This is a genomic window from Novispirillum itersonii subsp. itersonii ATCC 12639 (assembly GCF_000381985.1).
Lineage (GTDB): Bacteria > Pseudomonadota > Alphaproteobacteria > Rhodospirillales > Rhodospirillaceae > Novispirillum > Novispirillum itersonii.
In genome coordinates this window covers 481505-506566 of sequence record NZ_KB907337.1, presented here as the reverse complement: position 1 = coordinate 506566, position 25062 = coordinate 481505, and the positions used below count along the sequence as shown (strand labels likewise).

At 61.4% G+C, this 25062-nt stretch carries 24 protein-coding genes; 13 read left to right on the top strand and 11 right to left on the bottom strand.

The genetic code is table 11. The annotated features are described in order from the left end of the window. Positions 1-3 precede the first annotated feature (3 nt). The 4 genes from G365_RS0102360 (at position 4) to G365_RS0102345 (ending at position 4299) form a co-directional block, all read left to right on the top strand. Entirely contained in the window at positions 4-1311 is a 1308-nt protein-coding gene (locus G365_RS0102360) for a pyruvate dehydrogenase complex dihydrolipoamide acetyltransferase (RefSeq protein WP_019643897.1), read from the top strand. Positions 1312-1336: 25 nt separating this feature from the next. Beyond that, positions 1337-2734: a dihydrolipoyl dehydrogenase gene (lpdA, locus tag G365_RS0102355; protein WP_019643896.1), complete on the top strand. Its 1398-nt coding sequence runs from the start codon at positions 1337-1339 to the stop codon at positions 2732-2734. 99 nt (positions 2735-2833) lie between these two features. Next, positions 2834-3766 (top strand): lipoyl synthase, encoded by a 933-nt coding sequence (gene lipA, locus G365_RS0102350; protein WP_026345024.1) that lies wholly within the window; start codon positions 2834-2836, stop codon positions 3764-3766. Positions 3767-3864: 98 nt separating this feature from the next. Then, on the top strand, positions 3865-4299 hold the full coding sequence (locus G365_RS0102345; protein WP_019643894.1) for a type II toxin-antitoxin system RatA family toxin: 435 nt from the start codon (positions 3865-3867) through the stop codon (positions 4297-4299). 123 nt (positions 4300-4422) lie between these two features. On the opposite strand, the gene G365_RS0102340 is transcribed toward G365_RS0102345, so the two are convergent. Both G365_RS0102340 and G365_RS0102335 read right to left on the bottom strand, forming a co-directional pair. After that, on the bottom strand, positions 4423-4914 hold the full coding sequence (locus tag G365_RS0102340) for a CinA family protein (protein WP_019643893.1): 492 nt from the start codon (positions 4912-4914) through the stop codon (positions 4423-4425). A 14-nt stretch (positions 4915-4928) separates the two neighbouring features. Further along, positions 4929-5474 carry a phosphatidylglycerophosphatase A family protein gene (locus tag G365_RS0102335; protein WP_019643892.1) on the bottom strand — a complete coding sequence of 182 codons (546 nt, stop codon included), beginning with the start codon at positions 5472-5474 and terminating at the stop codon, positions 4929-4931. 387 nt (positions 5475-5861) lie between these two features. Here G365_RS0102335 and G365_RS24275 point away from each other — a divergent pair, with 387 nt between their 5' ends. Continuing rightward, on the top strand, positions 5862-7298 hold the full coding sequence (locus G365_RS24275; RefSeq protein WP_081628400.1) for a peptidoglycan DD-metalloendopeptidase family protein: 1437 nt from the start codon (positions 5862-5864) through the stop codon (positions 7296-7298). Further along, on the top strand, positions 7282-7764 hold the full coding sequence (locus G365_RS0102325) for a bactofilin family protein (protein ID WP_019643890.1): 483 nt from the start codon (positions 7282-7284) through the stop codon (positions 7762-7764). The genes G365_RS24275 and G365_RS0102325 overlap by 17 nt, the downstream gene beginning before the upstream one ends. A 227-nt stretch (positions 7765-7991) precedes the next feature. Here the strand turns inward: G365_RS0102325 and G365_RS0102320 are convergent, their stop codons facing one another. The 4 genes from G365_RS0102320 to folK all read right to left on the bottom strand — a co-directional run bounded on the left by G365_RS0102320 (position 7992) and on the right by folK (position 13474). Further along, on the bottom strand, positions 7992-10040 hold the full coding sequence (locus tag G365_RS0102320) for a lytic transglycosylase domain-containing protein (protein WP_019643889.1): 2049 nt from the start codon (positions 10038-10040) through the stop codon (positions 7992-7994). Positions 10041-10167: 127 nt separating this feature from the next. Then, positions 10168-12351: a RelA/SpoT family protein gene (locus tag G365_RS0102315; protein WP_019643888.1), complete on the bottom strand. Its 2184-nt coding sequence runs from the start codon at positions 12349-12351 to the stop codon at positions 10168-10170. A gap of 146 nt (positions 12352-12497) precedes the next feature. After that, positions 12498-12872, bottom strand: coding sequence for a DNA-directed RNA polymerase subunit omega (gene rpoZ, locus G365_RS0102310; protein ID WP_019643887.1), 375 nt, complete (start codon positions 12870-12872; stop codon positions 12498-12500). Positions 12873-12967: 95 nt separating this feature from the next. Then, positions 12968-13474, bottom strand: coding sequence for a 2-amino-4-hydroxy-6-hydroxymethyldihydropteridine diphosphokinase (gene folK, locus G365_RS0102305; RefSeq protein ID WP_019643886.1), 507 nt, complete (start codon positions 13472-13474; stop codon positions 12968-12970). Between the two features lie 367 nt (positions 13475-13841). Here folK and G365_RS0102300 point away from each other — a divergent pair, with 367 nt between their 5' ends. Then, positions 13842-14459, top strand: a complete 618-nt coding sequence (locus tag G365_RS0102300) for a LabA-like NYN domain-containing protein (protein ID WP_019643885.1) — start codon at positions 13842-13844, stop codon at positions 14457-14459. 8 nt (positions 14460-14467) lie between these two features. After that, positions 14468-15127, top strand: a complete 660-nt coding sequence (locus G365_RS0102295; protein ID WP_019643884.1) for a uracil-DNA glycosylase — start codon at positions 14468-14470, stop codon at positions 15125-15127. A gap of 32 nt (positions 15128-15159) precedes the next feature. On the opposite strand, the gene G365_RS0102290 is transcribed toward G365_RS0102295, so the two are convergent. From G365_RS0102290 to dapA, 3 genes are all read right to left on the bottom strand, one after another. Beyond that, on the bottom strand, positions 15160-15738 hold the full coding sequence (locus G365_RS0102290; protein WP_019643883.1) for a sulfite oxidase-like oxidoreductase: 579 nt from the start codon (positions 15736-15738) through the stop codon (positions 15160-15162). A gap of 232 nt (positions 15739-15970) precedes the next feature. Next, positions 15971-16453, bottom strand: coding sequence for an SsrA-binding protein SmpB (smpB, locus tag G365_RS0102285; RefSeq protein WP_019643882.1), 483 nt, complete (start codon positions 16451-16453; stop codon positions 15971-15973). A 29-nt stretch (positions 16454-16482) separates the two neighbouring features. Continuing rightward, the gene (gene dapA / locus G365_RS0102280) at positions 16483-17358 is read right to left on the bottom strand and encodes a 4-hydroxy-tetrahydrodipicolinate synthase (protein ID WP_026345020.1); all 876 of its coding nucleotides are present in this window, start codon (positions 17356-17358) and stop codon (positions 16483-16485) included. Positions 17359-17659: 301 nt separating this feature from the next. On the opposite strand from dapA, the gene G365_RS0102275 reads away from it, so the two are divergent. Beyond that, positions 17660-18289: a hypothetical protein gene (locus G365_RS0102275; RefSeq protein WP_019643880.1), complete on the top strand. Its 630-nt coding sequence runs from the start codon at positions 17660-17662 to the stop codon at positions 18287-18289. 177 nt (positions 18290-18466) lie between these two features. On the opposite strand, the gene pyk is transcribed toward G365_RS0102275, so the two are convergent. Then, a complete protein-coding gene (gene pyk / locus G365_RS0102270) occupies positions 18467-19891 on the bottom strand; it encodes a pyruvate kinase (RefSeq protein ID WP_019643879.1) in 1425 nt (474 codons plus the stop codon). Between the two features lie 520 nt (positions 19892-20411). Between pyk and G365_RS0102265 the strand changes: the two genes are divergently transcribed. From G365_RS0102265 to G365_RS0102255, 3 genes are all read left to right on the top strand, one after another. Continuing rightward, positions 20412-21239: an N-formylglutamate amidohydrolase gene (locus tag G365_RS0102265; RefSeq protein ID WP_019643878.1), complete on the top strand. Its 828-nt coding sequence runs from the start codon at positions 20412-20414 to the stop codon at positions 21237-21239. A 10-nt stretch (positions 21240-21249) separates the two neighbouring features. After that, positions 21250-22392, top strand: a complete 1143-nt coding sequence (locus G365_RS0102260; RefSeq protein WP_019643877.1) for a carboxylate-amine ligase — start codon at positions 21250-21252, stop codon at positions 22390-22392. A 78-nt stretch (positions 22393-22470) separates the two neighbouring features. Next, entirely contained in the window at positions 22471-22713 is a 243-nt protein-coding gene (locus tag G365_RS0102255) for a DUF2312 domain-containing protein (protein ID WP_019643876.1), read from the top strand. A 154-nt stretch (positions 22714-22867) separates the two neighbouring features. Here G365_RS0102255 and G365_RS0102250 read toward each other — a convergent pair whose 3' ends face one another. Further along, complete coding sequence (locus G365_RS0102250; protein WP_019643875.1) at positions 22868-23905, bottom strand: OmpA family protein; 1038 nt, start codon at positions 23903-23905, stop codon at positions 22868-22870. Positions 23906-24303: 398 nt separating this feature from the next. On the opposite strand from G365_RS0102250, the gene G365_RS0102245 reads away from it, so the two are divergent. Then, entirely contained in the window at positions 24304-25053 is a 750-nt protein-coding gene (locus G365_RS0102245; protein WP_019643874.1) for a pyridoxine 5'-phosphate synthase, read from the top strand. The last annotated feature ends 9 nt before the right edge of the window (positions 25054-25062 follow it).

The window sequence follows — 25062 nt, the reverse complement described above, 5'->3', positions numbered from 1 at the left end:
ACAATGGCTCAAAACATCCTGATGCCGGCCCTCTCGCCGACCATGACCGAGGGCAAGCTGGCGAAGTGGCTGAAGAAGGAAGGCGACAGCGTCGCCGCCGGGGACGTCATCGCCGAAATCGAAACCGATAAGGCGACGATGGAATTCGAAGCCGTCGATGAAGGCGTGATCGGCAAAATTCTGGTGGCTGAAGGCACCGAAGGCGTGCAGGTCAACGCCCCGATTGCCATTCTGCTGGAAGAGGGCGATGACGCCTCTGCCGCTGTGGCCCCGGCTGCTGCTGCTCCGGCGGCTGCTCCGGTTCCGGTCGCCCCGGCCCCGGTTGCTGCTGCCCCCGTGGCTGCGGCTGCCCCGGTTGCGGCCCAGCCGGTGCCGATGGGCGCTTATGGCACCCGCCTGTTTGCCAGCCCGCTGGCCCGGCGGATTGCCAAGAATGCCGGTCTGGACCTGACCAAGGTTGCCGGGTCCGGCCCGCGTGGCCGTATCGTCAAGCATGACGTTGAAGCCGCACTGGCGGCTGGCGTCGGTAAGGCTGCTCCGGCGGCCCCGGTCGCTGCTGCTCCGGCTGCTGCTCCGGCCCCGGTGGCGGCAAAGCCGGCCCCGGCGCTGAAGCCGATGCCGTGGCAGAGCTACACCGAACATGCCAACACCGGCATGCGCAAGACCATCGCCCGCCGTCTGGCGGAATCGAAGCAGACCGTGCCGCATTTCTACCTGTCGGTGGATATCGAGCTGGACGGCCTGCTGGCCCTGCGCAAGCAGCTGAATGACCGCCCGGGCGCGGACTATAAGCTGTCGGTCAACGACTTCGTCATCAAGGCCTGCGCGCTGGCCCTGAAGAAGGTTCCGGCCGCCAATGCCATGTGGACCGATGAAGCGATCCTGACCTTCGACGAGGTGGATGTGTCGGTGGCGGTGGCGACCGAAGCCGGGCTGATCACTCCGGTGATCCGCAATGCAGACCGCAAGGGCCTGTCCACCATCTCGAACGAGATGAAGGGTCTGGCCAAGAAGGCCCGCGACGGCAAGCTGAAGCCGGAAGAGTTCCAGGGCGGCGGCTTCACCATCTCCAACCTCGGCATGTATGGCATCAAGACCTTCTCTGCCATCATCAACCCGCCGCAGAGCTGCATTCTGGCGGTCGGTGCCGGTGAAGAGCGCGTGGTGGTGCGGGATGGCGCCGTGGCGATCCGTCAGATGATGACCGTCACCCTGTCGGTCGATCACCGGTCGGTTGACGGTGCCGTCGGTGCGGAATTCCTCGGTGCGCTGAAGCCGCTGCTGGAAGATCCGATCCAGCTGATGCTGTGATCCGGGCGTTGAAGGAGATCATTTAATGTCTGATACCTCTTTTGACGTCATCGTGGTGGGCGCGGGCCCCGGCGGCTATGTGGCCGCCATCCGCGCCGCCCAGCTGGGCCTGAAGACGGCGGTGGTGGAGCGTGAGCATCTGGGCGGCATCTGCCTCAACTGGGGTTGCATTCCGACCAAGGCGCTGCTGCGTTCTGCCGATGTGTACCGCACCTTCAAGCACGCCAAGGACTATGGCCTGAGCGTGCAGGGGGCCTCGTTCGATCTGGATGCCATCGTCAAGCGGTCGCGTGGCGTTGCCTCGCAGCTGTCCGGCGGCGTCAAGCACCTGCTGAAGAAGAACAAGGTCACCGTCTTCGACGGTCAGGGCAAGCTGGCGGGCAAGGGCACCGTCGCCGTCGAAAAGGACGGCAAGGTGACGTCGCTGGCCGCGAAGCACATCATTCTGGCAACCGGTGCCCGCGCCCGCGTGCTGCCGGGGCTGGAGCCGGACGGGAACATCGTCTGGACCTACAAGAATGCTCTGGTCCCCAACACCATGCCGAAGTCTCTGCTGGTGGTCGGCTCCGGCGCGATCGGGATTGAATTCGCCAGCTTCTACCACGCCCTTGGCGCGGATGTGACGGTGGTGGAAGTCATGGACCGCATCGTTCCGGCGGAAGACGAGGAAATCTCCGGTCTTCTGAAAAAGTCGCTGGAAAAGCAGGGCCTGAAGATCATGACCAAGGCCGGTGTGAAGGGGATCAAAACCTCTGCCACCAATGCTGTGGTCAGCGTCGAGCAGAACGGCAAGGTGCAGGATATCACCGTTGACCGCGTCATCCTCGCCGTCGGCATTCAGCCGAACGTCGAAGGGATCGGTCTGGAAGGCACCAAGATCCGTCAGGACCGTGGCTTCATCATCACCAACGAGTGGTGTGAAACCGACGAGCCGGGCGTTTATGCCATCGGTGACCTGACGCAGGGCCCGTGGCTGGCCCACAAGGCCAGCCATGAAGGCGTGATCTGCGTCGAGAAGATCGCCGGGGTTAAGGGTGTGCATCCGCTCAACCGGGCGACCATTCCGGGCTGCACTTACTGCCACCCGCAGGTGGCATCGGTTGGCCTGACCGAGAAAAAGGCCAAAGAGGCCGGTTACGAGGTCAAGGTCGGGCGCTTCCCGTTTGTCGGTAATGGCAAGGCCATCGCGCTGGGGGAACCGGAAGGTCTCATCAAGACGGTGTTTGATGCCAAGACCGGCGAGTTGCTGGGCGCGCATATGATCGGTGCCGAAGTGACCGAGCTGATTCAGGGCTATGGCATTGCCAAAACCCTTGAAACCACTGAAGAAGACCTGATGCATACGGTATTCCCGCATCCGACCCTGTCGGAAATGATGCATGAATCCGTACTTGACGCCTACGGGCGGGCCATCCATTTCTAATGCCGGTCGGGGGCGGGGCTGTCTGGCGCCGCCCTCTTCGGCACAGGAATGATGTGCAATAAAAAAGTGCTGCCCTTTGGCAGTAAAGGTGAGGACCGCATGACCACAGTTGATACGCACTCCGCCGAAAAGCCGGTTCAGCGCAAGCCGGACTGGATCCGGGTGAAAGCCCCGACCTCGAAGGAATACGCGGAGACGCGGGCACTGATGCGGTCCAAATCCCTGCATACGGTGTGTGAGGAAGCCGCCTGCCCGAACATCGGGGAGTGCTGGAAGCGTAAGCACGCCACCATGATGATCATGGGCGAGATCTGCACCCGGGCCTGCCGTTTCTGCAACGTCAAGACCGGTAAGCCGAACCTGCTTGACCCGCGTGAGCCGGAAAATGTGGCTGAAGCGGTTGCCAATATGGGCCTGAACCATGTGGTGATCACCTCGGTTGACCGCGATGATCTGGACGACGGCGGCGCAGCCCACTTCGCCAAGGTCATCCGTGCGGTGCGGGCGGCCAGCCCGAACACCACCATTGAGGTGCTGACCCCCGACTTCCGGCATAAGGACGGTGCGTTGCAGGTGGTGGTCGAGGCCCGGCCCGACGTTTATAACCATAACCTTGAGACCGTGCCGCGCCTGTACAACGCCATCCGCCCGGGTGCCCGCTATTTCGGGTCCCTTCAGCTTCTGGCGAAGGTGAAAGAGCTGGATCCGACGATTTTCACCAAATCCGGCATCATGGTCGGTCTGGGTGAAGACCGTCAGGAAGTGCTGAACCTGATGGATGATCTGCGCGCCGCTGACGTCGATTTTATGACCATCGGCCAGTACCTGCAGCCGACCCCGAAGCATGCGACGGTCGAGCGCTACGTCACCCCCGATGAGTTTGCCGATTATGCCACCATGGGGCGGGCCAAGGGGTTCCTGCTGATTTCCTCCACGCCGCTGACCCGGTCATCGTACCATGCGGACCGCGACTTCGCGACGCTGCGGGAAAACCGCCGCAAGCAGCTGGAAGAGAAGGCCGCGCAGGGCTGAAGCCCCGGGGCCGGATGATTAATCCTTGACGGAATCAGGGCTTCGGCGGTATGTCGCCGGAGCCCTTATTCTTTAGACACGACGTTCCGGGACAGGTCATGCCGACACACGCCGAAAAGCGGAAGCTGCCCTATACGCAGGCCCAGTTGTTTGCTCTGGTGGCCGAGGTGGAAAAGTACCCTGAGTTTCTGCCGTGGTGTCAGGCTGCGCGCATCCGCAAGCGGGATGGCGATGTCTTCTGGGCTGATCTGGTGATCGGCTTCAAAATGGTGAAGGAACGGTTCACCTCCCGCGTGGCCCTCAGCGCGCCATCGCGCATTGATGTCACCTATACCGAAGGGCCGTTCCGATACCTTAACAATCATTGGGTCTTTGAAGAGGATCCCGACGGCAGCGGGACCTGGATCGACTTTTATGTCGATTTCGAGTTTCGCTCTGTACTGCTGCAGAAGCTGATGGGGCCGCTGTTTGGCGAGGCTGTCACCCGGATGGTGGCGGCCTTTGAGTCCCGGGCCCGCGCCCTGTATGGATGAGGGAGCGGTGCAAACTGCATATGAAGGTGTGGCTTTGATTCATCTTCATACGCAGTTTGCAAAAAATTAAAGATACGCTGAAACTTTAGAAAAGCTTCGCAATATCCTGAAGAGGATCAATTTTTAATCTTCTAAGACTTCAGCGATGAGGGACAGCGCCATCGCGACGGCCTGAAGCCTGACGCTCTGCCGGTCGCCGGGAAAGACCGGGGCGCAGTGCAGGTGATGACCATCTTCCCGCATGGCGGCGATATGCACCAGCCCGACCGGCTTTTCCGCAGTGCCGCCGCCCGGACCGGCAATGCCCGAGACTGCGACAACCACACCGGCAGAGCTGTTCTGCAGGGCCCCGCGTGCCATCTCCAGCACCACTTCCTGACTGACCGCCCCGTGGCGGCGGATCACGGACGGGGCGACGCCAAGCAGGTTCTCCTTGGCATCATTGGCATAGGTGATGAAGCCGGCCTCAATGACATCAGATGACCCGGCCACGGCGGTCAGGCAGCCGATAATCAGGCCGCCGGTGCAGGATTCTGCGGTGGCCAGCCGGATACCGGCGGCGCGGCACCGGTTCAGCACGGTCTCCGCCTGCTGGATCAATGCATCGGGAAACATGATGTACCCATAGTTTATGAATGGATTATCGGAAGACCATAGCGGACAAAGGCCCATAGGGCCAGTGCCGAATAACCGGCGGCGACCACATCATCCAGCATGATGCCAAGCCCGCCGCCAACCCGGCGGTCCGCCAGACTGACCGGAAACGGTTTGGCGATGTCAAAAAGCCGGAAGGCGAGGAACCCTGCCGTGTAGGCAACCGGATCGAGAGGGGCAACGGCCAGCGTCAGCCAGACGCCGACAACCTCGTCGATCACCACCGCGCCGGGGTCGTCGCGGCCGGTGGCCTGCGCGTAGGCGGCAGAAACCGGGATACCAACCACAAACAGCAGGATGGCTGCGGCGGCGAGAACGGGCCCGGCCAGATCCGGCCCGGCGGCAAAAGCGATCAGCGCCGCAAACGGCACCGCACCGAGGGAGCCGATGGTGCCGGGGGCCTTCGGCGACAGGCCGCAGCCGAACCAGGTTGCCAGCAGGGTGACCGCAGGCCCGGCCTTCCGCTGACTGACCCCGGCGGGCGGTATGGGGTGGGAATCGGGGCTGGCACCAGCGGGCATCAGTGTATCCTGATTAAAAAAGCAGAGTGCAAACGCTTGCGACACAAGCAGGAAACCTTTTTCTTGCGCGCGGCGCTTCAGGAGGGATAGGTTTACCCCGCTCCTCAACTGCGGGGAATAGGGAAAATCGACGGCATCGGCCTGTCTGTGCGGGGTACATTAAGGCACGGATCGGCGCGGGTGCGCGGTTTACATTGGTGCCTGCCTCTGTGCCGGGGGTGGGCGGGGGATGCTGTTTCGCCCTGAACGCCGGTTTTCCGGGCGCAGGGGCCGCAGATGGGTACGTGTCGGTCGCGGGCAGGCAAAAGTCCGCGGAAGTGATAACGGCGACCGGAAAATGCCTTGTGTGCGTGATGCGGGGGTGATCACCCTGCAGGCGTGGGAGCGATGGGGCATGGATGGTCGGCAACAGCAAGGCAATGCATGTCGATTTACGATCCTCGGGACCGCAATGTTGGACGGGTGGCCCTGCTTTTCCGGAGGATGTTTCCGGAACGGCAGATGATCCTGCGGAGCGAAAACGGATTGCGGACGATCCGGCTGTCTCCGGCGGTGCAGGTTATCACGCTGGGCGTGGTCTCTCTCCTGTTGGGCTGGGGTGCTTTTGCAACAACGGCGATGGTGCGACAGCAGACCCTGATCGCACATCATCAGGCTGGTCGTGTGGCGGCGGAAACAGCGTACGAGGGGTTGCTGGCGCAGGTATCCGTTTACCGGAACAAAATTTCCGATGTGACGGCGGATCTGGAGCGGAATCACGCCCGGGCTGTGCAGCTTGCCAAGTCCGACACTGTGGCTGCCCCGGTGAAGGATGCACGGAAACCCGAGGTAAAGCCTGAGGATAAGGGCGCGCGCGCCGATCAAACCCCCGGGCAGACCCCCGGAGCCGTCGATCCCGCCGTCAGCCGCGAACTCTATCAGACCCATGCCCAGCGCGAGCGCGAGGCGCTGTACGGCGAGCTGGCCCGTCTGGATACCGAGATGGCCTCTCTGGCCCAGCGGGCGGCAATGGAAAAGGCGCTGGACGGCGTTGAGGTGCAGCTGAAAAAAGTCACGCTGGAGCGTGATCTGGCCATGGGCGAACGGGATCAGGCCCGGACCCGGGTCAAAGAGCTGGAAGGCCGTCTGGTCGGGATGGAAGAGCAGCAGCTTGCGCTGGTGCAGAAGTTCACCAATCTGGCCACCGACCGCTCTGCCAAGCTCCGCGCTGCGGTCAGCAAGGCCGGACTGAACCCGCAGGATATGCTGGATGATCAGGGCGAGGGACCCGGCGAGAAGGATGGGCAGGGGGGGCCGTTCATTCCGGCTGAGCTGGGGGTTTCCACGAGCAGTCCGGTGGTGAAGGAGACGCTTGGGGCGCTGAACAGCAAGGTGCTGCACATGACGTCCCTGCAGGCACTGGTCGATGGTCTGCCGCTGGCCTCCCCGCTGGAAGCACAATGGCATGTCACCAGCGGGTTTGGGGGCAGGGATGACCCCATCAACGGCTCTGCTGCTATCCATGAGGGAATGGATATGTCAGCGGAGTATAAATCTCCCGTCTATGCAACGGGTTCCGGAAAGGTTATATACGCTGGGTGGCGTGGACGATATGGCCGGTTGGTCGAAATTGACCATGGGAACGGCCTGAAGACGCGGTATGGGCACCTGAACCGGGTGCTGGTGAAGAAGGGGGAGCAGGTGGACAGAACGTCCCTGATCGGGCTCCTGGGGAACAGCGGTCGGTCGACCGGCGCTCATCTTCATTACGAGGTGATTGTTAACGACAAACCGCGCAATCCGGACAGATTCATCAAGGCGGGAAGCAATGTTTTCGAAAGCTAGCAAGTCGCATGCCGTGGACCGTCAACAGGCGTCGGGCCGTCCTGTTCCGTCTATCATCAGCGCCGATCTGTCCATCACCGGGGATCTTGCGAGTACCGGCGAAATCCAGATCGACGGCACCGTCGAGGGCGACATTGAATGTACCGTGCTGATCGTTGGGGTTAACGGCAGCGTGACGGGCGAAATCAAGGCTGAGACGGTGCGGCTGCATGGCCGTGTGACCGGACAGGTGCGGGCCACCACAGTATTTCTGGCCGCAACGGCCCGCATGACCGGCGATGTGATGCATGAAAGTCTGGCAATTGAGCCGGGTGCCTTCATGGAAGGCCATTGCCGCCGGATGACGGATAAGAGCGCTGCGGCGCTGGAAACCCGCAAGGGGGACCTCAAGCTTTCCGACGCCACCAAATCCGGCGATAAGCTGAATGGTCTGCTGAGCGATAAATCGGTTGCGGCTGCCACCTGACCACATCCCTTTTTGTTGTAGCCGGTTTTAGTGTGGCTGGCAGAAGAGCGGTTTTGCCAGCCTGATCCCCTAAGAGATTTTCGGTGGCCTCTGACCCGGTCAGGGTGCCAGGTATTTTTTCTCAAAAACGAAAGGGTTTACCCGGCCGGAGATGACCCCTGTTCTGCTGAAGCGCCTCCTTTTAAGAAAGGGGTGGGCTTCAGCAGGAACAGGCGGTCTGTCATCCGTCAGCGCAGATCGCTGCTCAGACGCAGGCTGCGGTCGCCATGCCCAAGCCGGAAGCGGTACACCTGTACCCCTTCCAGAACGCGCTGGACATAGTTGCGGGTTTCCGTGAAGGGGATCGCTTCAATCCAGTCGATGATGTCGATTTCGCCGACACGCGGATCGCCGAATTCCTTGACCCACTTGGCAGGTCTGCCCGGCCCGGCATTGTATCCGGCGATGGCCATCACGTATGACCCGCCGAAACGGTCCACCAGATCAGCAAGATAAGACGACCCGAGGCGGACGTTGTACCGCGGTTCCGCCGTCAGGCTGGCTTCCTGAAAGCCGACCCCCAGTTTTCCGGCAACGCCCTTGGCGGTAGCGGGCATCAGCTGCATCAGGCCTTTGGCCCCGACGCGGGAAACGGCGGTAGAGGAGAAATTGCTTTCCTGACGGATGATGGCCAGGGTCAGGGCGGCCTCCGGGCTGTCTGGCAGATCGAACCCCGGCAGCGGATAGGCGATATCCAGATTGATATGCCCCTTCAGGGCTGCTTTGCGCGACAGGGCAACGCCGGTCTCAATGCCGCCGACCGCGCGGCCGAGTTCCAGCGCCAGCGTACGCTGGCCGGGGGTCGGGGCGTCTTCCACCAACCGGGTGGAAAACAGCAGAATGTCGCGGTTGCGGTCCAGTTCCCCCAGCGCCTGTACGATCTTCACCAGCGGATTGCGGTTAAAGGCGGCGCGGTCATCGGCAGACGGCAGCGGCGCGGCGGGCAGAGTCAGCGGCTGGCGCAGTTTTTCTGAGGCGAGCTGACCATAGAAGGTGGTGCCTTCGTCTGCGGCCTTCTGATAGGCGGCGCGGGCCTGTTCGGTCATTCCCAGCGCCTCTGCGGCCCGTCCATGCCAGTATGCCCCTCGGCCAACGCTGATGGTGGTGGAGACCGCGCCTTCAAATGCCCGGAAGTGGGCAAGGCCCGCCTTGGCATCCTTCAGATGCCGGAAGACAATCCATCCGGCCAGCCATTCGAGTTCGGCATAGGTGGCGCCGCTGCTCAGGCGGTGGCGGCGGGCAACATCATAGGCCTGAGAGATCAGGCCCTGTTCCAGCAGGTTGCGGCTGATGATCAGCCGCTCCTTCCCCCAGCGTTCGGGGTAGGCTTTATCGGCCCCCGGGCTTTTCAGCAGGGTGACCGCATCCTGATCCATATCTTTCTTCCGCCGCCACTGAATGCGGTCGAACAGCAGGCCGGGATCAGCCGCAAGGGAAGCCGGAACTTTCTTCACCAGCGCATCAACATTGCCCTTGCCGTCCTGAAAGGCGAGCCGGGCCTGAATCAGGGCTTTATATCCGGCGTCCACCTGTTCCATCATCTCGCGGGCGTCGGATGTGCGGCCCTCCCAGAGGGCAACATCAGCGCGCTTCTGGTGGTCTGCCTTAGTAAAATTACCGCCAAACTCTGACAAAAGCTTCTTTTTGTCGGGTGTTGACATAGATTCATTATGCCAGGCTTCCTGCGCGACGGCGATCGCCTGCTGGCGTTTGCCCTGCGTATCCAGCGCGATGGCATACATCAGCTTGCCATGTCCGGTGCGTGGCGGATTGGCGGTGAACCAGTCGATCACCTCGCGGGCGGACTCCTGTCCGGTCAGCACCTCTTCGGCCCGGCGTTTCAGGGTTGCCATTTCCGGCCAGCCGGGATGATCGCCGATGAAGTCACGCAGGGCAGAAAAGGACGGTGTGTTGCCTGCTGCTGCCAGTGACCGCCCGAGGATAACATCCCGCAAAACCGGTGACCGTGCCTGATCGGCCCATTGTTCTGCCCGGCCCCATTGCCCGGACTCAGCCGCGTCAAAGGCATTGGCATAGGCCTGCCGGTCATTGTCCGACAGGACGGCGGCCTGTGCTGTGGCGGTCAGGAAGGCCGGGGCAGCGCCGATGCCGGTGCTCAGGGCGGGTGCGATCAGCAGGCTTCCCCCCAGAAGCGGAATCAACAGGGCCCGGCTGAGGACAGGCCGGGACAGGGTCGGCAAAAACTTGGGGGGCATGGCGCGCAGACGGTCAGTCATGTCAGCTCCGGTTGCAGGGGGCTGCTTCAGTAAAACAGAATAAACTGGCCCGAGTGTACCTGTGCCGCCCCGGCAGGAAAAGGGGGCAGCCGGTCCAGCGGGCCAGTTATGATGGGGCGGGGAAGGCTCAGTGCCGGGCGCGTTCCACGGAATTGACTTCCGGGGCGGCGCGAAGGGCGGCAATGATGTTGATCAGGTGCTTGGCATCCTTCACGTCGATATCCACGATCATGTCGTAAAAATCGGTGGTGCGGTTGGTTACCTTCAGGTTGGTGATGTTGCCCATGTTCTTGGCAATGATCGTCGACAGGGTGCCAAGGCTGCTGGGCTCATTCGACACCACCAGATTAACGCGGCCGATGTAATTGTGGTTGCTGCCGTCCACATCCCACGCCAGATCCAGCCACCGCTCCGGCTGTTCGGAAAACTGGCTGAGCTGGTCGCAGTCGATGGTGTGGATGGTCACACCGCGCCCGGTGGCGACAATGCCGACAATCCGATCCCCCGGCAGCGGATGGCAGCAGCGGGCATAATGCAGGGCCATTCCGGGGATCAGCCCCTTGATCGGCACGGCATGACGGGCAGGCTGCCCATCCTTGTTGCGGGCAACCGGCGAGCGGTTGATGACGGTGTCCGGGGTGGCCGGGGCCGCTTTGGCCATGCGGATGCCGGGATAAACAGCCAGCACCACTTCGCTGGCTGTCAGGTGGCCCAGCCCGACTTCGGCCAGAATATCGTCAGTACTGTCGACTTTGAACTTTTTCAGGACCCCCTGAAGGCCCTTTTCCGTCAGGTCATAACCCTCGGCCTTGAAGGCCTGTGACAGAATTTTCCGCCCAAGATCAATATGCTGGTCGCGCTGCTGGTTGCGGACATACCGGCGGATCCGGGCCTTGGCCTTCCCCGAGGCGACAAAGCGTTCCCATTCCGGGTTGGGGGTCTGCTTCGGGCTGGTGATGATCTCGACCTGATCGCCGTTGCTCAGCTCCGAACGCAGCGGCACCATGCGGCCGTTGACGCGGGCACCGACACAGGTATCCCCGACCTGAGTGTGGACCGCATAGGCAAAGTCAACCGGGCAGGCCCCGCGCGGCAGGGCGTACAGATCCCCCTTGGGGGTAAAGCAGAACACCTGATCCTGGTACATCTCCAGTTTCGTGTGTTCCAGAAACTCTTCGGGGTTGTTGGTATGCTCCAGAATTTCCAGCAGCTCCCGCACCCAGCGGTACTGCTTGCCCTCTGTCTGCGGTCCCCCGGCAGTGGTTTCCGAGTTGCCTTTCTGCTTATAGCGCCAGTGGGCGGCGACCCCCATTTCCGCCACGCCGTGCATTTCCTGCGTGCGGATCTGGATTTCGATGCGGTGCTGCTCCGGCCCGATCACGCCGGTGTGCAGCGACTGATAGCCGTTCGGTTTGGGGGTGGAGATATAATCCTTGAAGCGCCCGGGCACCATCGGAAAGGCCGAATGCAGCACGCCAAGGGCCCGGTAGCAGTCTTCCAGCGATGGCACCATCACCCGGAAAGCCATGATGTCGGAAAGCTGCTCGAACGCCACATCTTTGCGCTGCATCTTGCGCCAGATGGAATAGGGCGTTTTTTCCCGGCCCGACAGGGTAGCCTCCACCCCTGAGTCTTTCAGGGTGGCGCGCAGTCTGTCCATGATCCGGTCGATCAGGCTGCTGCCCTGTTCTTCCAGATACCGCAGCCGGGCCATGATGGAATCGCGGGCATCGGGATGCAGTTCCGCGAAAGCGTTTTCCTCAAGCTCGGTCTTAAATTCCTGAATGCCGATACGTTCGGCCAGGGGCGCATAGATTTCAATGGTTTCCAGCGCAATCCGGCGGCGTTTTTCCGGCTTTTTGATGTAATGCAGCGTGCGCATATTGTGCACGCGGTCTGCCAGCTTGACCAGCAGGATGCGGATATCCTCGCTCATCGCCAGCAGCAGCTTACGGAAATTTTCTGCCTGCTTGGTGTGGTCGGACTGTAGCTGAAGGCGGGTCAGCTTGGTGACGCCATCGACCATCTTCGCCACATGCTCGCCAAACAGCGAGCGGATCTCTTCATAAGTGGCGTCTGTATCTTCGATCGTGTCATGCAGCAGGGCAGTGATGATGGTGGACGCATCAAGCTTATAATGCGTCAGGATCCCTGCCACTTCCACCGGATGAGAAAAATACGGGTCCCCGCTGGCGCGGAGCTGTGCCCCATGCTTCTGCACCGCATAGACATACGCACGGTTGAGGGCATCTTCATCCGCGTTAGGGTCATAGGATCTGACCCGCTCAACCAGTTCGTATTGGCGCATCATTCGTGGGGCATCTCCGTGTTTGTATGCTGTCTGACTCTATAGTGACGGCGGAAAGCGTATCCTGCAAGAGCTTGAAAATAAAAAAGCCGGGCGACATGCACCCGGCTTTTTTCATTCGACCCTGTACGGCGCTGAGCCGGTCAGGATTACTCTTCGGTTTCCATCGGGCCGGAGTCCGGCTCGTCCTGGATGGTCAGGGTGTCGTCATCGGCGTCGTTGACGACCATGGCGCTGAGTTCGCCAACCACGTCAAGGGACAGATTGTCGAAATCGTCTTCTTCCGGCTCGTCCACTTCAACGTGCTTCTGCAGGCTCTGCACCACGGCTTCGCGCAGAACTTCAACGCTGACGGTTTCGTCAGCGATTTCACGCAGGGAAACGACCGGGTTCTTGTCGTTGTCGCGGTCCACGGTCAGGGCGCCGCCGGAGGAAATTTCGCGGGCACGCTGGGCAGCCAGCAGCACCAGATCGAAGCGGTTGGGAACCTTGAGGACGCAGTCCTCGACGGTAACTCGAGCCATAGGGGAAACTCCCGGAACCTGGACGCAGGAATATATTGCAAGAGGCGCTGTATACCCTCAGTTCCGCCAAAAGGCAAGCCCGCATCCTGTTAATGTTATTCTTCAGCCGCGCGGCGGATTGCGGCCGGGGCGCGGTCGGCGGCGGGCAGGGCGTTCAGCAGGGCTTCCGCCGTCTGGCCAAGGCCGGGATGGACCCAGCCGGGGGCGAAATCGCACAGCGGGGCCAGCACAAAGGCCCGCTGGTGCAGGCGGGGGTGGGGCAACACCACTGCCCCGTCCAGGCGGCGGTCATCATAGGCGATCAGGTCAAGGTCGATCACCCGGGCGGCATTGGTGACGGTACGCACCCGCCCCATCTCTGCCTCCACCGCATGCAGGCGGGCCAGCAGGGCTTCGGGCGGCAGGGTGGTTTCAATCTGCGCCACGCCGTTGACATACCACGGCTGGTCAGAGACCGGGACCGGTGCGGTCTCCCACCAGCCGGAGCGGGTGAGGATCTGAATGTCACCGTCAGCCTCCAGCCGGGTCAGGGCAGACTGGCAGGCCTGTTGCGGGGTGCCAAAGCGGCTGGGCAGATTGGCGCCGACGGCGACCAGTTTCATGGTGGTGTATTTTCCCTGTGATCGTTAATAGCGTGTGCCGGAGGGGTGATGCGGCAGAAAATACTGTCTATCAGCGGTACAGGAGGATGAAAAGAGGGGTCTCCGGCCTTGACCGCGTGCCTTTGATCCCTATAACAGAAGAAGCCTTCTGTAGTGAAGAAGGGGCCCGGGCCGAGAGGCGGGGCTGTCTGATGATCCGCCCGGGATTTTGATTGGGGCGGCAGATGGCATCCGCAAAGCCCGGTTTTATTGTGGCGCGCCACTCCTCCATGGTCCCCCGATCTGTTTTGTGGGCCCCTGACCGGGACGCCGCCGTTTTTCGGAAACCTGTTTTCGCAAACAATGCATATTGCGCCGGAGTTAAAACATGATCTTCTATCCGCAGGAAAAGATTGCCCTTTTCATTGATGGGGCCAATCTTTACGCCGCTGCGCGGTCTCTGGGATTTGATATTGATTACAAGCGCCTGCTGGATCTTTTTGCCGCTAAGGGGCAGCTTATCCGCGCCTTTTATTATACGGCGCTGGTGGAGGATCAGGAGTATTCGCCGATCCGCCCGCTGGTCGACTGGCTGGATTACAACGGCTACACCATGGTCACCAAACCGACCAAAGAATTTACTGATGCCACCGGCCGCCGCAAGGTCAAGGGCAACATGGATATCGAGCTGGCCATTGATGTGATGGAAATGGCCGAACATGTTGACCACATCGTTCTGTTCTCCGGTGATGGCGATTTCCGCCGTCTGGTGGAGGCGGTGCAGCGCAAAGGCGTGCGGGCGACCGTCGTTTCGACGATAAAGTCCCAGCCGCCGATGGTCGCTGACGAACTGCGCCGTCAGGCTGACAGTTTTCTGGAGCTTCAGATGCTGGAGCCGGTGATCGCCCGCCAGAACTATCGGGTCAATCATGAAGACCGCAGCGACCGCCCGGCTGTGGTGGTGTCTGCGGCCACTGCCCAGCCTGCCGCTGATGACGCGGTCTGAGGGACGTGATGTCTGCTGCGGTTTCTTTCTCCGGGCCGGGGCGTGACTGCGCCCTGTGTCCGCGTCTGGCTGATTTCATTGCCGGACACCGGGCGGCGCAGCCGGATTGGCACAACGCCCCGGTGCCGTCTTTCGGGCCCCTGACCGCCGGGCTGCTGGTGGTTGGGCTGGCCCCCGGCCTGCGGGGAGCCAACCGCACGGGGCGGCCCTTTACCGGGGATTACGCCGGAGAGCTGCTGTATCCTGCACTGCTGAAGTTCGGTCTGGCTGACGGGCAGTTCCGGGCTGATCCGCAGGATGGTCTGCGTCTGCTGTCGGCGCGGATCACTAACGCGGTGCGTTGTGTGCCGCCCGAAAACAAGCCGACCCCGCTGGAGCAGAAAACCTGCCGTCCTTTCCTGAAGGATGAGATTGCGTCAATGCCGCGTCTGCGGGTGATTCTGGCTCTTGGCCGGATTGCCCATGATGCGGTCCTCAGTACGCTTGGCCTGCGCAAGGCTGACTATGCTTTTGCCCACGGAGCGCGGCATAGCCTGCCGGGCGGTCTGGTTCTGGCTGATACCTACCATACCTCCCGCTATAACGTGAACACCGGCCGTCTGACGGTTGAGATGTTCGAGACCGTTATGGCCGGCCTTCTGCCTGCCTTGCAGAAAAACGCGGGATAAACAGATCCGCCGTGGCGGGCGGTACGGTGCTGTCAGTCGCCGTACCGCTCCTGTTTCCACGGGTCACCCCGCATATGATAGCCGCGCGCTTCCCAGTAACCGGGCTGATCGCGGTCCATCAGTGTGATGTGCCGCAGCCATTTGGCGCTTTTCCAGAAATACAGATGGGGCACCAGCAGCCGCACCGGGCCGCCGTTCTCGCGGGGCAGGGGCTTGCCATTCCAGCTATGGCAGATCAGCACATCGTCGCGGTCAAGATCTGTCAGGGCCAGATTGGTGGAATAGCCGTCAAAGCCGCGCAGCATGGCATGGGTTGCCCCGGCCTTAGGCTGCATCTGCCGCAGCACATGCCGGAAGGAAACCCCGGTGAAGGTGTTGTCGTAACTGCTCCACGCTGTCACGCAATGGATGTCAGCCGTGAGGGTGGTCTGGGGTTGACGGAGCAGATCGTCCCAGGACCAGCGCAGCGGTGTGGCGACCAGACCGCCAGTGGTCAGGGACCAGTCCCGTGGGACCAGATTAGGCTGGGTCCCAAGATCAAGGATCGGCAGGCCTGAGGTCAGATGCTGGCCGGGGGGCAGGCGGGAAGGGCCGGAGGCGGCAGAGACCATCCCGCGCCGGTTTTCGGCCCAAGTGGTTTTTGTGGCAGTCAGTTTTGTCGGTGGCGGAGGATCTGTTGGCATCGGCAGGCTCACTGGCGTGGGGTCATCTATGACAGTGCCACAGAGCTGGCGAAGATCCAGCCCGGAACGGAGGGGATCACGCACCTGTGATGCAGACAGAAAAAAGGCATGGTCCCAGACGGGCCATGCCTTGATTGCATGCGCGGGCAAGGGCAGGCGGTCAGCCTTTATCCCGCATCAGGCGCTGCTTTTGGCGGTTCCAGTCGCGTTCCTTGATCGACTCACGCTTGTCGATCTTGTTTTTACCTTTAGCCAGCCCGATCTGCACCTTGGCGATGCCGCGGTCGTTGAAGTACAGCGACATCGGCACAAGGGTCATTCCGTCACGGGCAACGGCCAGCAGCAGGCGCCGCAGCTCCCGCCGGTGCATCAGCAGCTTACGGGGACGGCGGGTTTCATGGCTGAACGGGCTTTTGGACTGATATTCCGGGATATAGGCATTGTACAGCCAGATTTCCGGCGTATAGCTGTCCTTCCGGCCGGCAAAGGCTTCGGCAACGTTGGCGCGGCCGTGCCGCAGGGACTTTACTTCAGTCCCTGTCAGCACGATCCCGGCCTCGAAGGTCTCGATGATCGAGAAATCATGACGGGCGCGCCGGTTTTGCGCGACGGTGCCCGTGGTAATGAGGCCGCTGCCAGACATAACGTACAGATAAACCTTTGTTTTACGGGTTACAGAAGCCCGGCCTGTTCCAGGGCGGCGCGCACTTTGGCGCGGGCCCCTTCCGATGCGGGCAGCATCGGCAGGCGGACATAATCACTGCACTTACCGAGCAGGCTGGCGGCGTACTTCACCGGGGCCGGGCTGGTTTCGCAGAACATGGCATCATGGACCGCCATCAGGCGGTCACGGATTTCAAACGCCTTTGCATAGTCCCCGGCCGCCCAGGCATCGTGCAGATCGCCACACAGGCGCGGCGCGATGTTCGAGGTGACGGAGATGCAGCCGTGGCCGCCCTGCGCGAGGAAGGCGGTGACAGTGGCGTCTTCACCGGACAGCTGAATGAACTCAGTCCCGATCACCACGCGGGTGCGCAGCGGGCGGGCGAGGTCAGCGGTGGCATCCTTGACGCCGACGATGCGCGGCAGGTCTGCCAGACGCTTCATCGTCTCAACCGACATATCAACAACGCTGCGGCCCGGAATATTATACAGGACCAGCGGAATGTCGGTGGCATCATGAACCGCCTTGAAGTGCTGATACAGCCCTTCCTGCGTCGGTTTGTTGTAATAGGGAACCACCAGCAGCGCCGCATCGGCGCCTGCTTCCTGCGCATGGCGGGTCAGGTCAATGGTTTCGTGGGTGCTGTTGGCACCCGACCCGGCGATCACCGGCACCTTGCCTTTAGCCACTTCGATGCACAGTTCCACGACCCGTTTGTGCTCGTCATGACTGAGGGTAGGAGACTCCCCGGTGGTGCCGACCGGCACGACGCCGTCTGTGCCTTCGGCGATCTGCCAGGCGACAAAGTCCTGGAAGGCCTTGGCGTCAATAGCACCGTCTGCGGTGAACGGGGTGATGAGGGCTGTAATGGACCCTTGCAACAGCATGGTGAACTCCGTTGGGTCGTGGAGTGGTGGTTGAAGGGGATGAACAATAAACATGCCGGGGGGCAGGGGCAAGCGGAAGCTGGGGGTGGGCCGGGTGTTTGTGGGGTGTCTGCCTGCGTTGGTGTCTGCCCCGGCAATCGCCGCCGACGATGGGTGGTGCCGAAATAACCGGGGTTTCCCCTGTTCCTGCGGATTTGACGCAAATTGGTGCCGGTGGGTGGTTGCAGGCGCGTAAAAGTCATGTAAAAGGAAAGCCGAGAAGGGCTGTATTTCCACCCGGTAAGCGCAGGTGATTCCGATGACCATTAAATCCGTGGCCCGTGCCATGCTCGTTGCTGCCTCTCTGTCGGCGGTTGCCGTTCCGGCTCTGGCGTCCTCGGGGGATTGTATGTCGGCCTCGGACCGGACCGCTGTGCAGATCCGTCAGATGCATGTGCAGCTGATGGTGGCCGCGCTGAAGTGTGATGATGGCACCGGCATGCGTGATACCTACGGCGCTTATGTCAACAAGCATAACTCTGTGCTGTCGGGCAATGCGCAAAGCCTGCGCTCCCTGTTCCAGAAGGCTTACGGCGGCGACAGCTCCCGTCAGTTTGACCGTTTCATCACCCGGCTTGCCAACGATGCTTCCAATCAGGCGCAGACCCAGCTCGGGTACTGCGAAACCAATATGGAGCTGCTGCAGAAGGCGGCGTCGCTGCCGGCTAATCAGGTCGATGATCTGGCCCGCGAAACCATCGCCTTCCCGGCAGAGGTTGGCCGCTGCGTGAAGACTGAGCAGCGGAAGGCTGAAGCCCCGAAGAAGTCCCCGGAAAAGCCGGTCAAGGTGGCGGATGCCTCCAAGACCCCGCCGAAGGATGCCAAGGCCAAGACCGAGGCAAAGCCCGCCGCCAAGCCTGCTGCGGAGCAGCAGAAGAAGACCCAGTAAGCAGCTTGCCTGTCTTTCTCTGGGGGTATGTCAAAAGGGCCATCCATCATGGGGTGGCCCTTTTGCTTTTGTTTGACGATTGAGGGTGCGGGAAAAACACAGCGGCCCCGCTCAGGGAGTGGGGCCGCTGCATACATTATTGTCCGCTCTTTCTGAAAGCGCCCCGGGATGATCCGGTCAGTGCTGATCAGAAATCCACGCAATCCGCAGAATATTGGTGGTGCCGGGGGTGCCGAACGGAACCCCGGCGATGATGACCACCCGTTCCCCGGCATGGGCAAATTCATCGCGGTGGGCGAGGCGGCAACCGCTCTGGACCATATCAGCGAAAGAGGAAATATCGGCGGTGACCACGCCGTGAGCCCCCCAGACCAGCGCCATCCGTCGGGCGACCTTAATGTCGGCGGTCAGGCTGAGGATGGGCACCGGCGGGCGCTGGCGGGCGGCCCGCAGGGTGGTGGAGCCTGAAGAGGTAAAGGTGACAATGGCCTTGGCGCCGATGGTGGCGGAAACCTGCCGGGCCGCGGCGCAGATGGCATCCGCGGCGGTGGTTTCCGGCTCTTCGGCGCGGGTTTCCATGATCCGCTTGTAGTAGCTGTCCCGCTCCACGCTGCAGATGATCTTGTTCATGATCGACACGGCTTCCAGCGGATATTTGCCGGAGGCTGTTTCGGCGGACAGCATGACAGCGTCAGCACCGTCATAGACGGCGGTGGCAACGTCAGACGCTTCGGCGCGGGTCGGGGCCGGGGCATTGATCATGCTTTCCAGCATCTGGGTGGCGACCACCACCGGCTTGCCCTGATGGCGGCAGGTTTCGATAATCCGCTTCTGCAGGATCGGCACCACTTCCGGCGGGCATTCCACGCCCAGATCACCACGGGCGACCATGATGGCGTCGGACAGTTCAACGATTTCGTCAAGGAAGTCGATGGCCTGCGGCTTTTCCAGTTTCGACAGAATCAGGGCCCGCCCGGCAACCAGCTTGCGGGCTTCGGCAACGTCTTCCGGCCGCTGCACAAAGCTGAGGGCGACCACGTCAACGCCCAGCGACAGGCCGAACTCAAGGTCGCTGCGGTCCTTATCGGACAGGGCGGAAATCGGCAGGGCTTCACCCGGCACGTTCAGGCCCTTACGGTCAGACAGCGGGCCACCGGTCAGAACGCGCACGTTGGCATAATCAGCGCCGTGGTGTTCCACCCGGACGCGGATCTTACCGTCATCGAGCAGCAGCTCGGTCCCCACCTGAATCACGGCAAAGATTTCCGGGTGCGGCAGGCAGACGCGGGTTTCGTCACCGGGCGTCTTATCCATGTCGAAACGGAATTCCTGACCGGGGGCCAGTTCGATCTTACCGGCGGCAAACTGGCCGACGCGCAGCTTCGGCCCCTGCAGGTCAAGCAGAATGCCGATCGGACGCCCGATCGAGGCTTCCACCTGTCGGATCATCTCATAGCGGGCGCGATGATCGTCATGGGTGCCGTGACTGAAGTTCAGCCGGAAGACGTCGGCGCCAGCGCGGAACAGGGCTTCAATGGCCTGCGGTGTAGAGCTGGCGGGGCCGAGGGTGGCAATGATCTTGGCGTGGCGGTCGCGCTTCATGGGGTGGTTCTAAGTCCGTTTCCAGTGAGCAGTCAGCGGTGGCGATCAACGGCGTACCAAGGGGGCATCTCAGGGTGCTGGCCGTGGTGTCCACTGCAGGTAATTTTATTACATGTTGTATCAATGTCTTAGCAGATAAACCCTCCGCTGGCGAGCTGCCCGTTGGGGTGGGCGGTCGTTTCTCGATTTTGCTTATATTGGTATAAATTGTTTAATTTCAATTGGATATTTGCCTTTCTTGGAAAATGGTGTCACCGAAAATTCGCAGAAAAACAGTCGGGAGCGGTGTAATAATATTACGGATGATCAATTTTGATCAAAATCGAACATCAATTCAAACAAAAGGAACCTATCCGCGTGGGTGGGTGGCACAGGGGTGTAATCCGTTCTCCCTCTTGCTCCGGGGCGGAACACATTTTACACAGGGTGGGAACGGCTCCCCGCCTGTTGTGGCAGAGGATATCATATTTTCTCAGGGTCCGGCGTTTTCCCCCGGCCCCGAATGCAGGAAGCGTGTTTCATGAACGGTCCGTCCTTATCCGCCCATCCCGCCGCCCCGTCTCTTCTGGCAGAGGATGAGCCGCAGCCTTTTGAGGTGCTTTGCCCGGAAGGGGCGGCGCCGCTGCTGCTGGTCTGCGACCATGCCAGCCGCCGGGTCCCCCGGGCGCTGGGAGATCTGGGGTTAACGCAGGATGAGCTGAGCCGCCATATCGGCTGGGATATCGGCGCGGCGGATGTGACCCGGAAGCTTTCGGCGCTGCTGAATGCTCCGGCGGTGCTGTGCCAGTATTCCCGGCTGGTGATTGACTGCAACCGTCAGCCCGGAGATCCCACCTCGATCCCGCCGGTGTCTGATACCACCCCGGTGCCGGGCAATCAGGGCCTGAGTGAAGTGGCGGAGGAAGCCCGGACCGCTGAAATCTTCTGGCCGTATCACCGCGCGATCGGCGATACGCTGGCCCATATCTGGCGGCGTCAGCCGCAGACGCCGCCGGTGATTATTTCGGTACACAGTTTCACCCCCTGCATGCGCAGCGGTCAGCCCCGCCCGTGGCACCTCGGTTTTCTGTTTAACCGGGATGAGCGCCTGACGCAGGCGATGGCGGAAGGATTCCGGCAGGCTTACCCCGAGGTGGTTTTCGGCCTGAACGAGCCCTACAGCGGCAAGGACAGCGCCTATACGATGGATGCCCACGCCACAGCCGCCGGACTGGCCCATGTCGGGCTGGAAATCCGGCAGGATCTGATCGGCGATGATGCCGGTACAACCCTGTGGGCCGGGCGTCTGGCGACGGTGCTTGATCCGCTGCTCGGGCGCGGCGATCTTCATCAGGTGGTTCACTTCTGAGGGTACGCTGATGCACGCCGAGCCGCGCTTTACCGTCGGGATTGAGGAAGAGTATTTTCTGGTCAACCGGGCAACCGGCGAACTGGCGATCGACCCGCCGGAAGGGATGCCTGAAGAATGCGGGCAGTCGATTGACTTCGGCACGTTCAGCCCGGAATTCCTGCGCTCGCAGCTGGAAGTCGGGACCCCTGTCTGTACAACGGTCGGCGAAGCCCGCCGGGCCCTTGGCAAGCTGCGGCACCGGGCGATTGAGGTCTGTGGCCATTATGGCCTGACCCCGGTGGCGGCTTCCACCCATCCGATTGCTCAATGGGATTCTGTCAAGCATACCGATGGGGAGCGTTATAATGCTCTGTCGCAGGATCTGCAGGCCCCGGTCCGGCGGCTGCTGATCTGCGGTATGCATGTGCATGTCGGGATCGAAGACCCTGATCTGCGCATCGATCTGATGAGTCAGATGAGCTATTTCCTGCCGCATCTGCTGGCGCTGTCAACCTCATCACCGTTCTGGCGGGGCCGGAACACCGGGCTGAAAAGCTACCGGCTGTCGGTCTTTAAGGAGCTGCCGCGCACCGGCCTGCCGGAACAGTTCCATAGCTGGGGGGAATACCAGCGCCATGTGAATGTGTTGGTTGAAGCCGGGTTGATACAGGATGCCAGCAAGCTGTGGTGGGATGTCCGCCCGTCCTGCCGGTTTCCGACGCTGGAAATGCGGATCAGTGATGTCTGCACCACCGTTGATGACGCGGCGGCTGTCGCAGCCCTGTATGTCTGCATTCTGCGGATGCTGTGGCGCCTGCGGCGGTCGAACCAGCGCTGGCGGATGTATGCCCATATGCTGGTGGAAGAAAACCGCTGGCGGGCCCAAAGGTATGGCACTGATGAGGGGCTGGTCGATTTTGGGAAAGGGCGGATCGTGCCCTATGCGGATCTTCTGGAGGAGCTGTTCCAGCTGATCGGGGAGGATGCCGAGGCCTTGGGCTGTCAGGCGGAGCTGAACGGATGCCGGACCATTTTACAGCGTGGAACCAGCGCGCACCGGCAGGTGGCGGTCTATCAGGCGGCGCTGGCCGCAGGGCGGAATGATGCCGAGGCATTGCAGGCGGTCGCCGAGTTTTTGATCGCTGAAACCGGGCGGGATCTGCTGCTGTGATTGTTATCCTTGACCCCGGCGGCGGGTTGAGGTTTACACGGGATTGAAATTCGAGACCCGCGCATAAAGGGATATAAAATGGAAACCATGGACAACTCGGCTGCGGAGCAGCTGCGTTCCATCATTGAGCGCATCGAGCGCCTTGAAGAAGAAAAAGCCAATATCGCCTCTGACATTAAAGATGTTTATTCAGAGGCAAAATCAATGGGTTATGATACGAAGATCATCCGGAAGGTCATCAGCCTGCGCAAGAAGCAGCCGCATGAACTTGAAGAAGAAGAGCAGCTGCTGACCCTGTATCGCATGGCGATCGGGATCTGACAGACAGGCCGATACTGGGGTGCCGGAAAAGGGGCCGATCTGATGGATCGGCCCCTTTTTGGTGTCAGGGATCTGAACTCTGACAGGCTCATCCTCAAAATGAAAAACCCCGCCGAAGCGGGGTTTTCCACAGTCAGAGACCAGAGCGTCCGAATTACTTCGGCAGCTTGATTTCGACGCGACGGTTCTGCGGCTCGCGCACGCCGTCCTGGGTCGACACCAGCGGAATGCTCTCGCCCTTGGCGGACACGTTGATGTCCTTCGCCGAAACGCCCTGCTTCACCAGGAAGGCCAGAACGGCGTCAGCGCGCTTCTGGGACAGCTTCTGGTTATAGGCGTCGGAGCCGGAACGGTCAGCGTGACCGGTCAGATCGACGGAGGTCAGCTGGCCCTTCTTAATGGCGGCAGCGGCTTCGGTCAGAATCGCCACGGCTTCCGGGGTCAGGTCAGACTTGTTGAAGTCGAAGAACACGATGTAGTTCTTCGGCGGCGGAGCAACCTTCGGGGCCGGAGCCGGAGCCGGGGCCGGAGCCGGGGCAGCAGCCGCAACCGGGGCCGGAGCCGGGGTGTTGAAGCGGTAGGTCAGACCGACCAGCACAGCATGCTGCTTGTACTCGGCATCGAACTTCTCGCCGGTGGTGGCGGTCACGTCGTAGTCGGTGGTGGCGAAGTAACGATACTGGCCCTTCAGGGTCCAGTTGTCGTCCAGGTCATAGCCGACACCGGCGAAGCCCTGATAGGCGAACTGCCAGTTGTTTTCGTCTTTGGACGTAAAGGTGCCGACCCGGCCACCGTCAACCATCACGTCAGCGGCACCGATACCGGCACCGATAAACGGATGGAACTTGCTGTCCGGCATCAGGTCGTAAACGACGTTGGCCATGGTGGAGAACGAGGACACGTCACCGCTGGAATCAACAGTGGTGCCGCTGCTGTTCTTCACGGCATCAACACCGTTGGTGCGGTACCCGAGTTCGCCTTCGAGCTTGAAGCGGCCGAAGGAATACCCCAGCTGACCGAGAACAACCGGACCCCAGTCGAATTCGCTGGTGAAGCTCTGACCGGCGATGGTGCTGTCAGAATCTTCCAGATAGCCGAGGCCGACATCGGCACCCAGATACCATTCGGCCTGGGCGGCGGCCGGCAGAGCGGCGAGTAGACCCGCCGTAACCAGAACCTTAATGGAACGCATAGTGGTAACTCCCCACGCGGAACGTCGAAAACTGAAGCCATCTTAAAGATGCAGACCCGAGATACAAGGAAAACGCGGACATAGGGGCTGCGCCTCTATCAACTTTTCACCATCTGTTGCTGCCATGCAACAGTGCTGGTGCGCTTTTGCCCATCGGGCGGTGTAAGGCCGGGCTGGACAGGCGGGCAACGGTACAATATCTCTGCGTCTCAGGATATTTGCGTCTCTGACGCTTTCCGGATTGTCCGCCTGCGCGGAGGGTAATGCGGACTGCGCGGAGAGGATGGAGTTTCGGCCCTTTAAGATCCGGTTCAGCATAATCTGGGCAGGGTCGTATCGCAGGCGCGTCCTTGGGGGCGTGCCCCGGGGAAGGGCCGGGCAGAACGGAGGATGGTCGCGTGTCGGAAAAGTTGCGCCTTGGTGTCAATATTGACCATGTGGCCACAGTGCGGAATGCCCGTGGCGGAATTGCCCCTGACCCGGTCCGGGCAGCGCTTCTTGCCATTGATGCAGGGGCTGACGGAATCACTGCGCATCTGCGCGAGGATCGCCGGCACATTATCGACAGCGATATTACCCGGCTGATGGATGCAATTTCCCGTCCTTTAAATTTTGAGATGGCGGCGACCCGTGAAATGATGGAGATTGCGCTGAGGCATCGGCCGCATGCATGTTGTCTGGTTCCCGAGAAAAGGGAAGAGCGGACGACTGAGGGCGGTCTGGATGTGATCGGCGGGCGTGACCGTCTGGCGCCGATGGTGGCAGAGCTGGCTGCCGCCGGGATCCGTGTTTCTCTGTTCATTGAGGCGGACCCCCGGCAGCTTGATGCCGCCCGCGCCATTGGCGCGCCGGTGGTGGAGCTGCATACCGGCAGTTACTGTGATGCTCCGGAAGGGACGGAGCGTGACCGGGAGCTCGGCAGGATTGTCCGTGCCGCCGCCCATGCTGAGGCAATCGGGCTTGAATGTCATGCCGGGCATGGCCTGAGTTATGATACTGTCGGGCCGGTTGCGGCGATTCCGACCATCCGGGAGCTGAACATCGGTCATTTTCTGATCGGGGAAGCGATTTTTGTCGGCCTGCCGGACGCGATCGCCGGGATGCGCCAGCGGATGGATCTGGCCCGGCAGGGTGTTGAGGGGGCATAATCCCCGGCC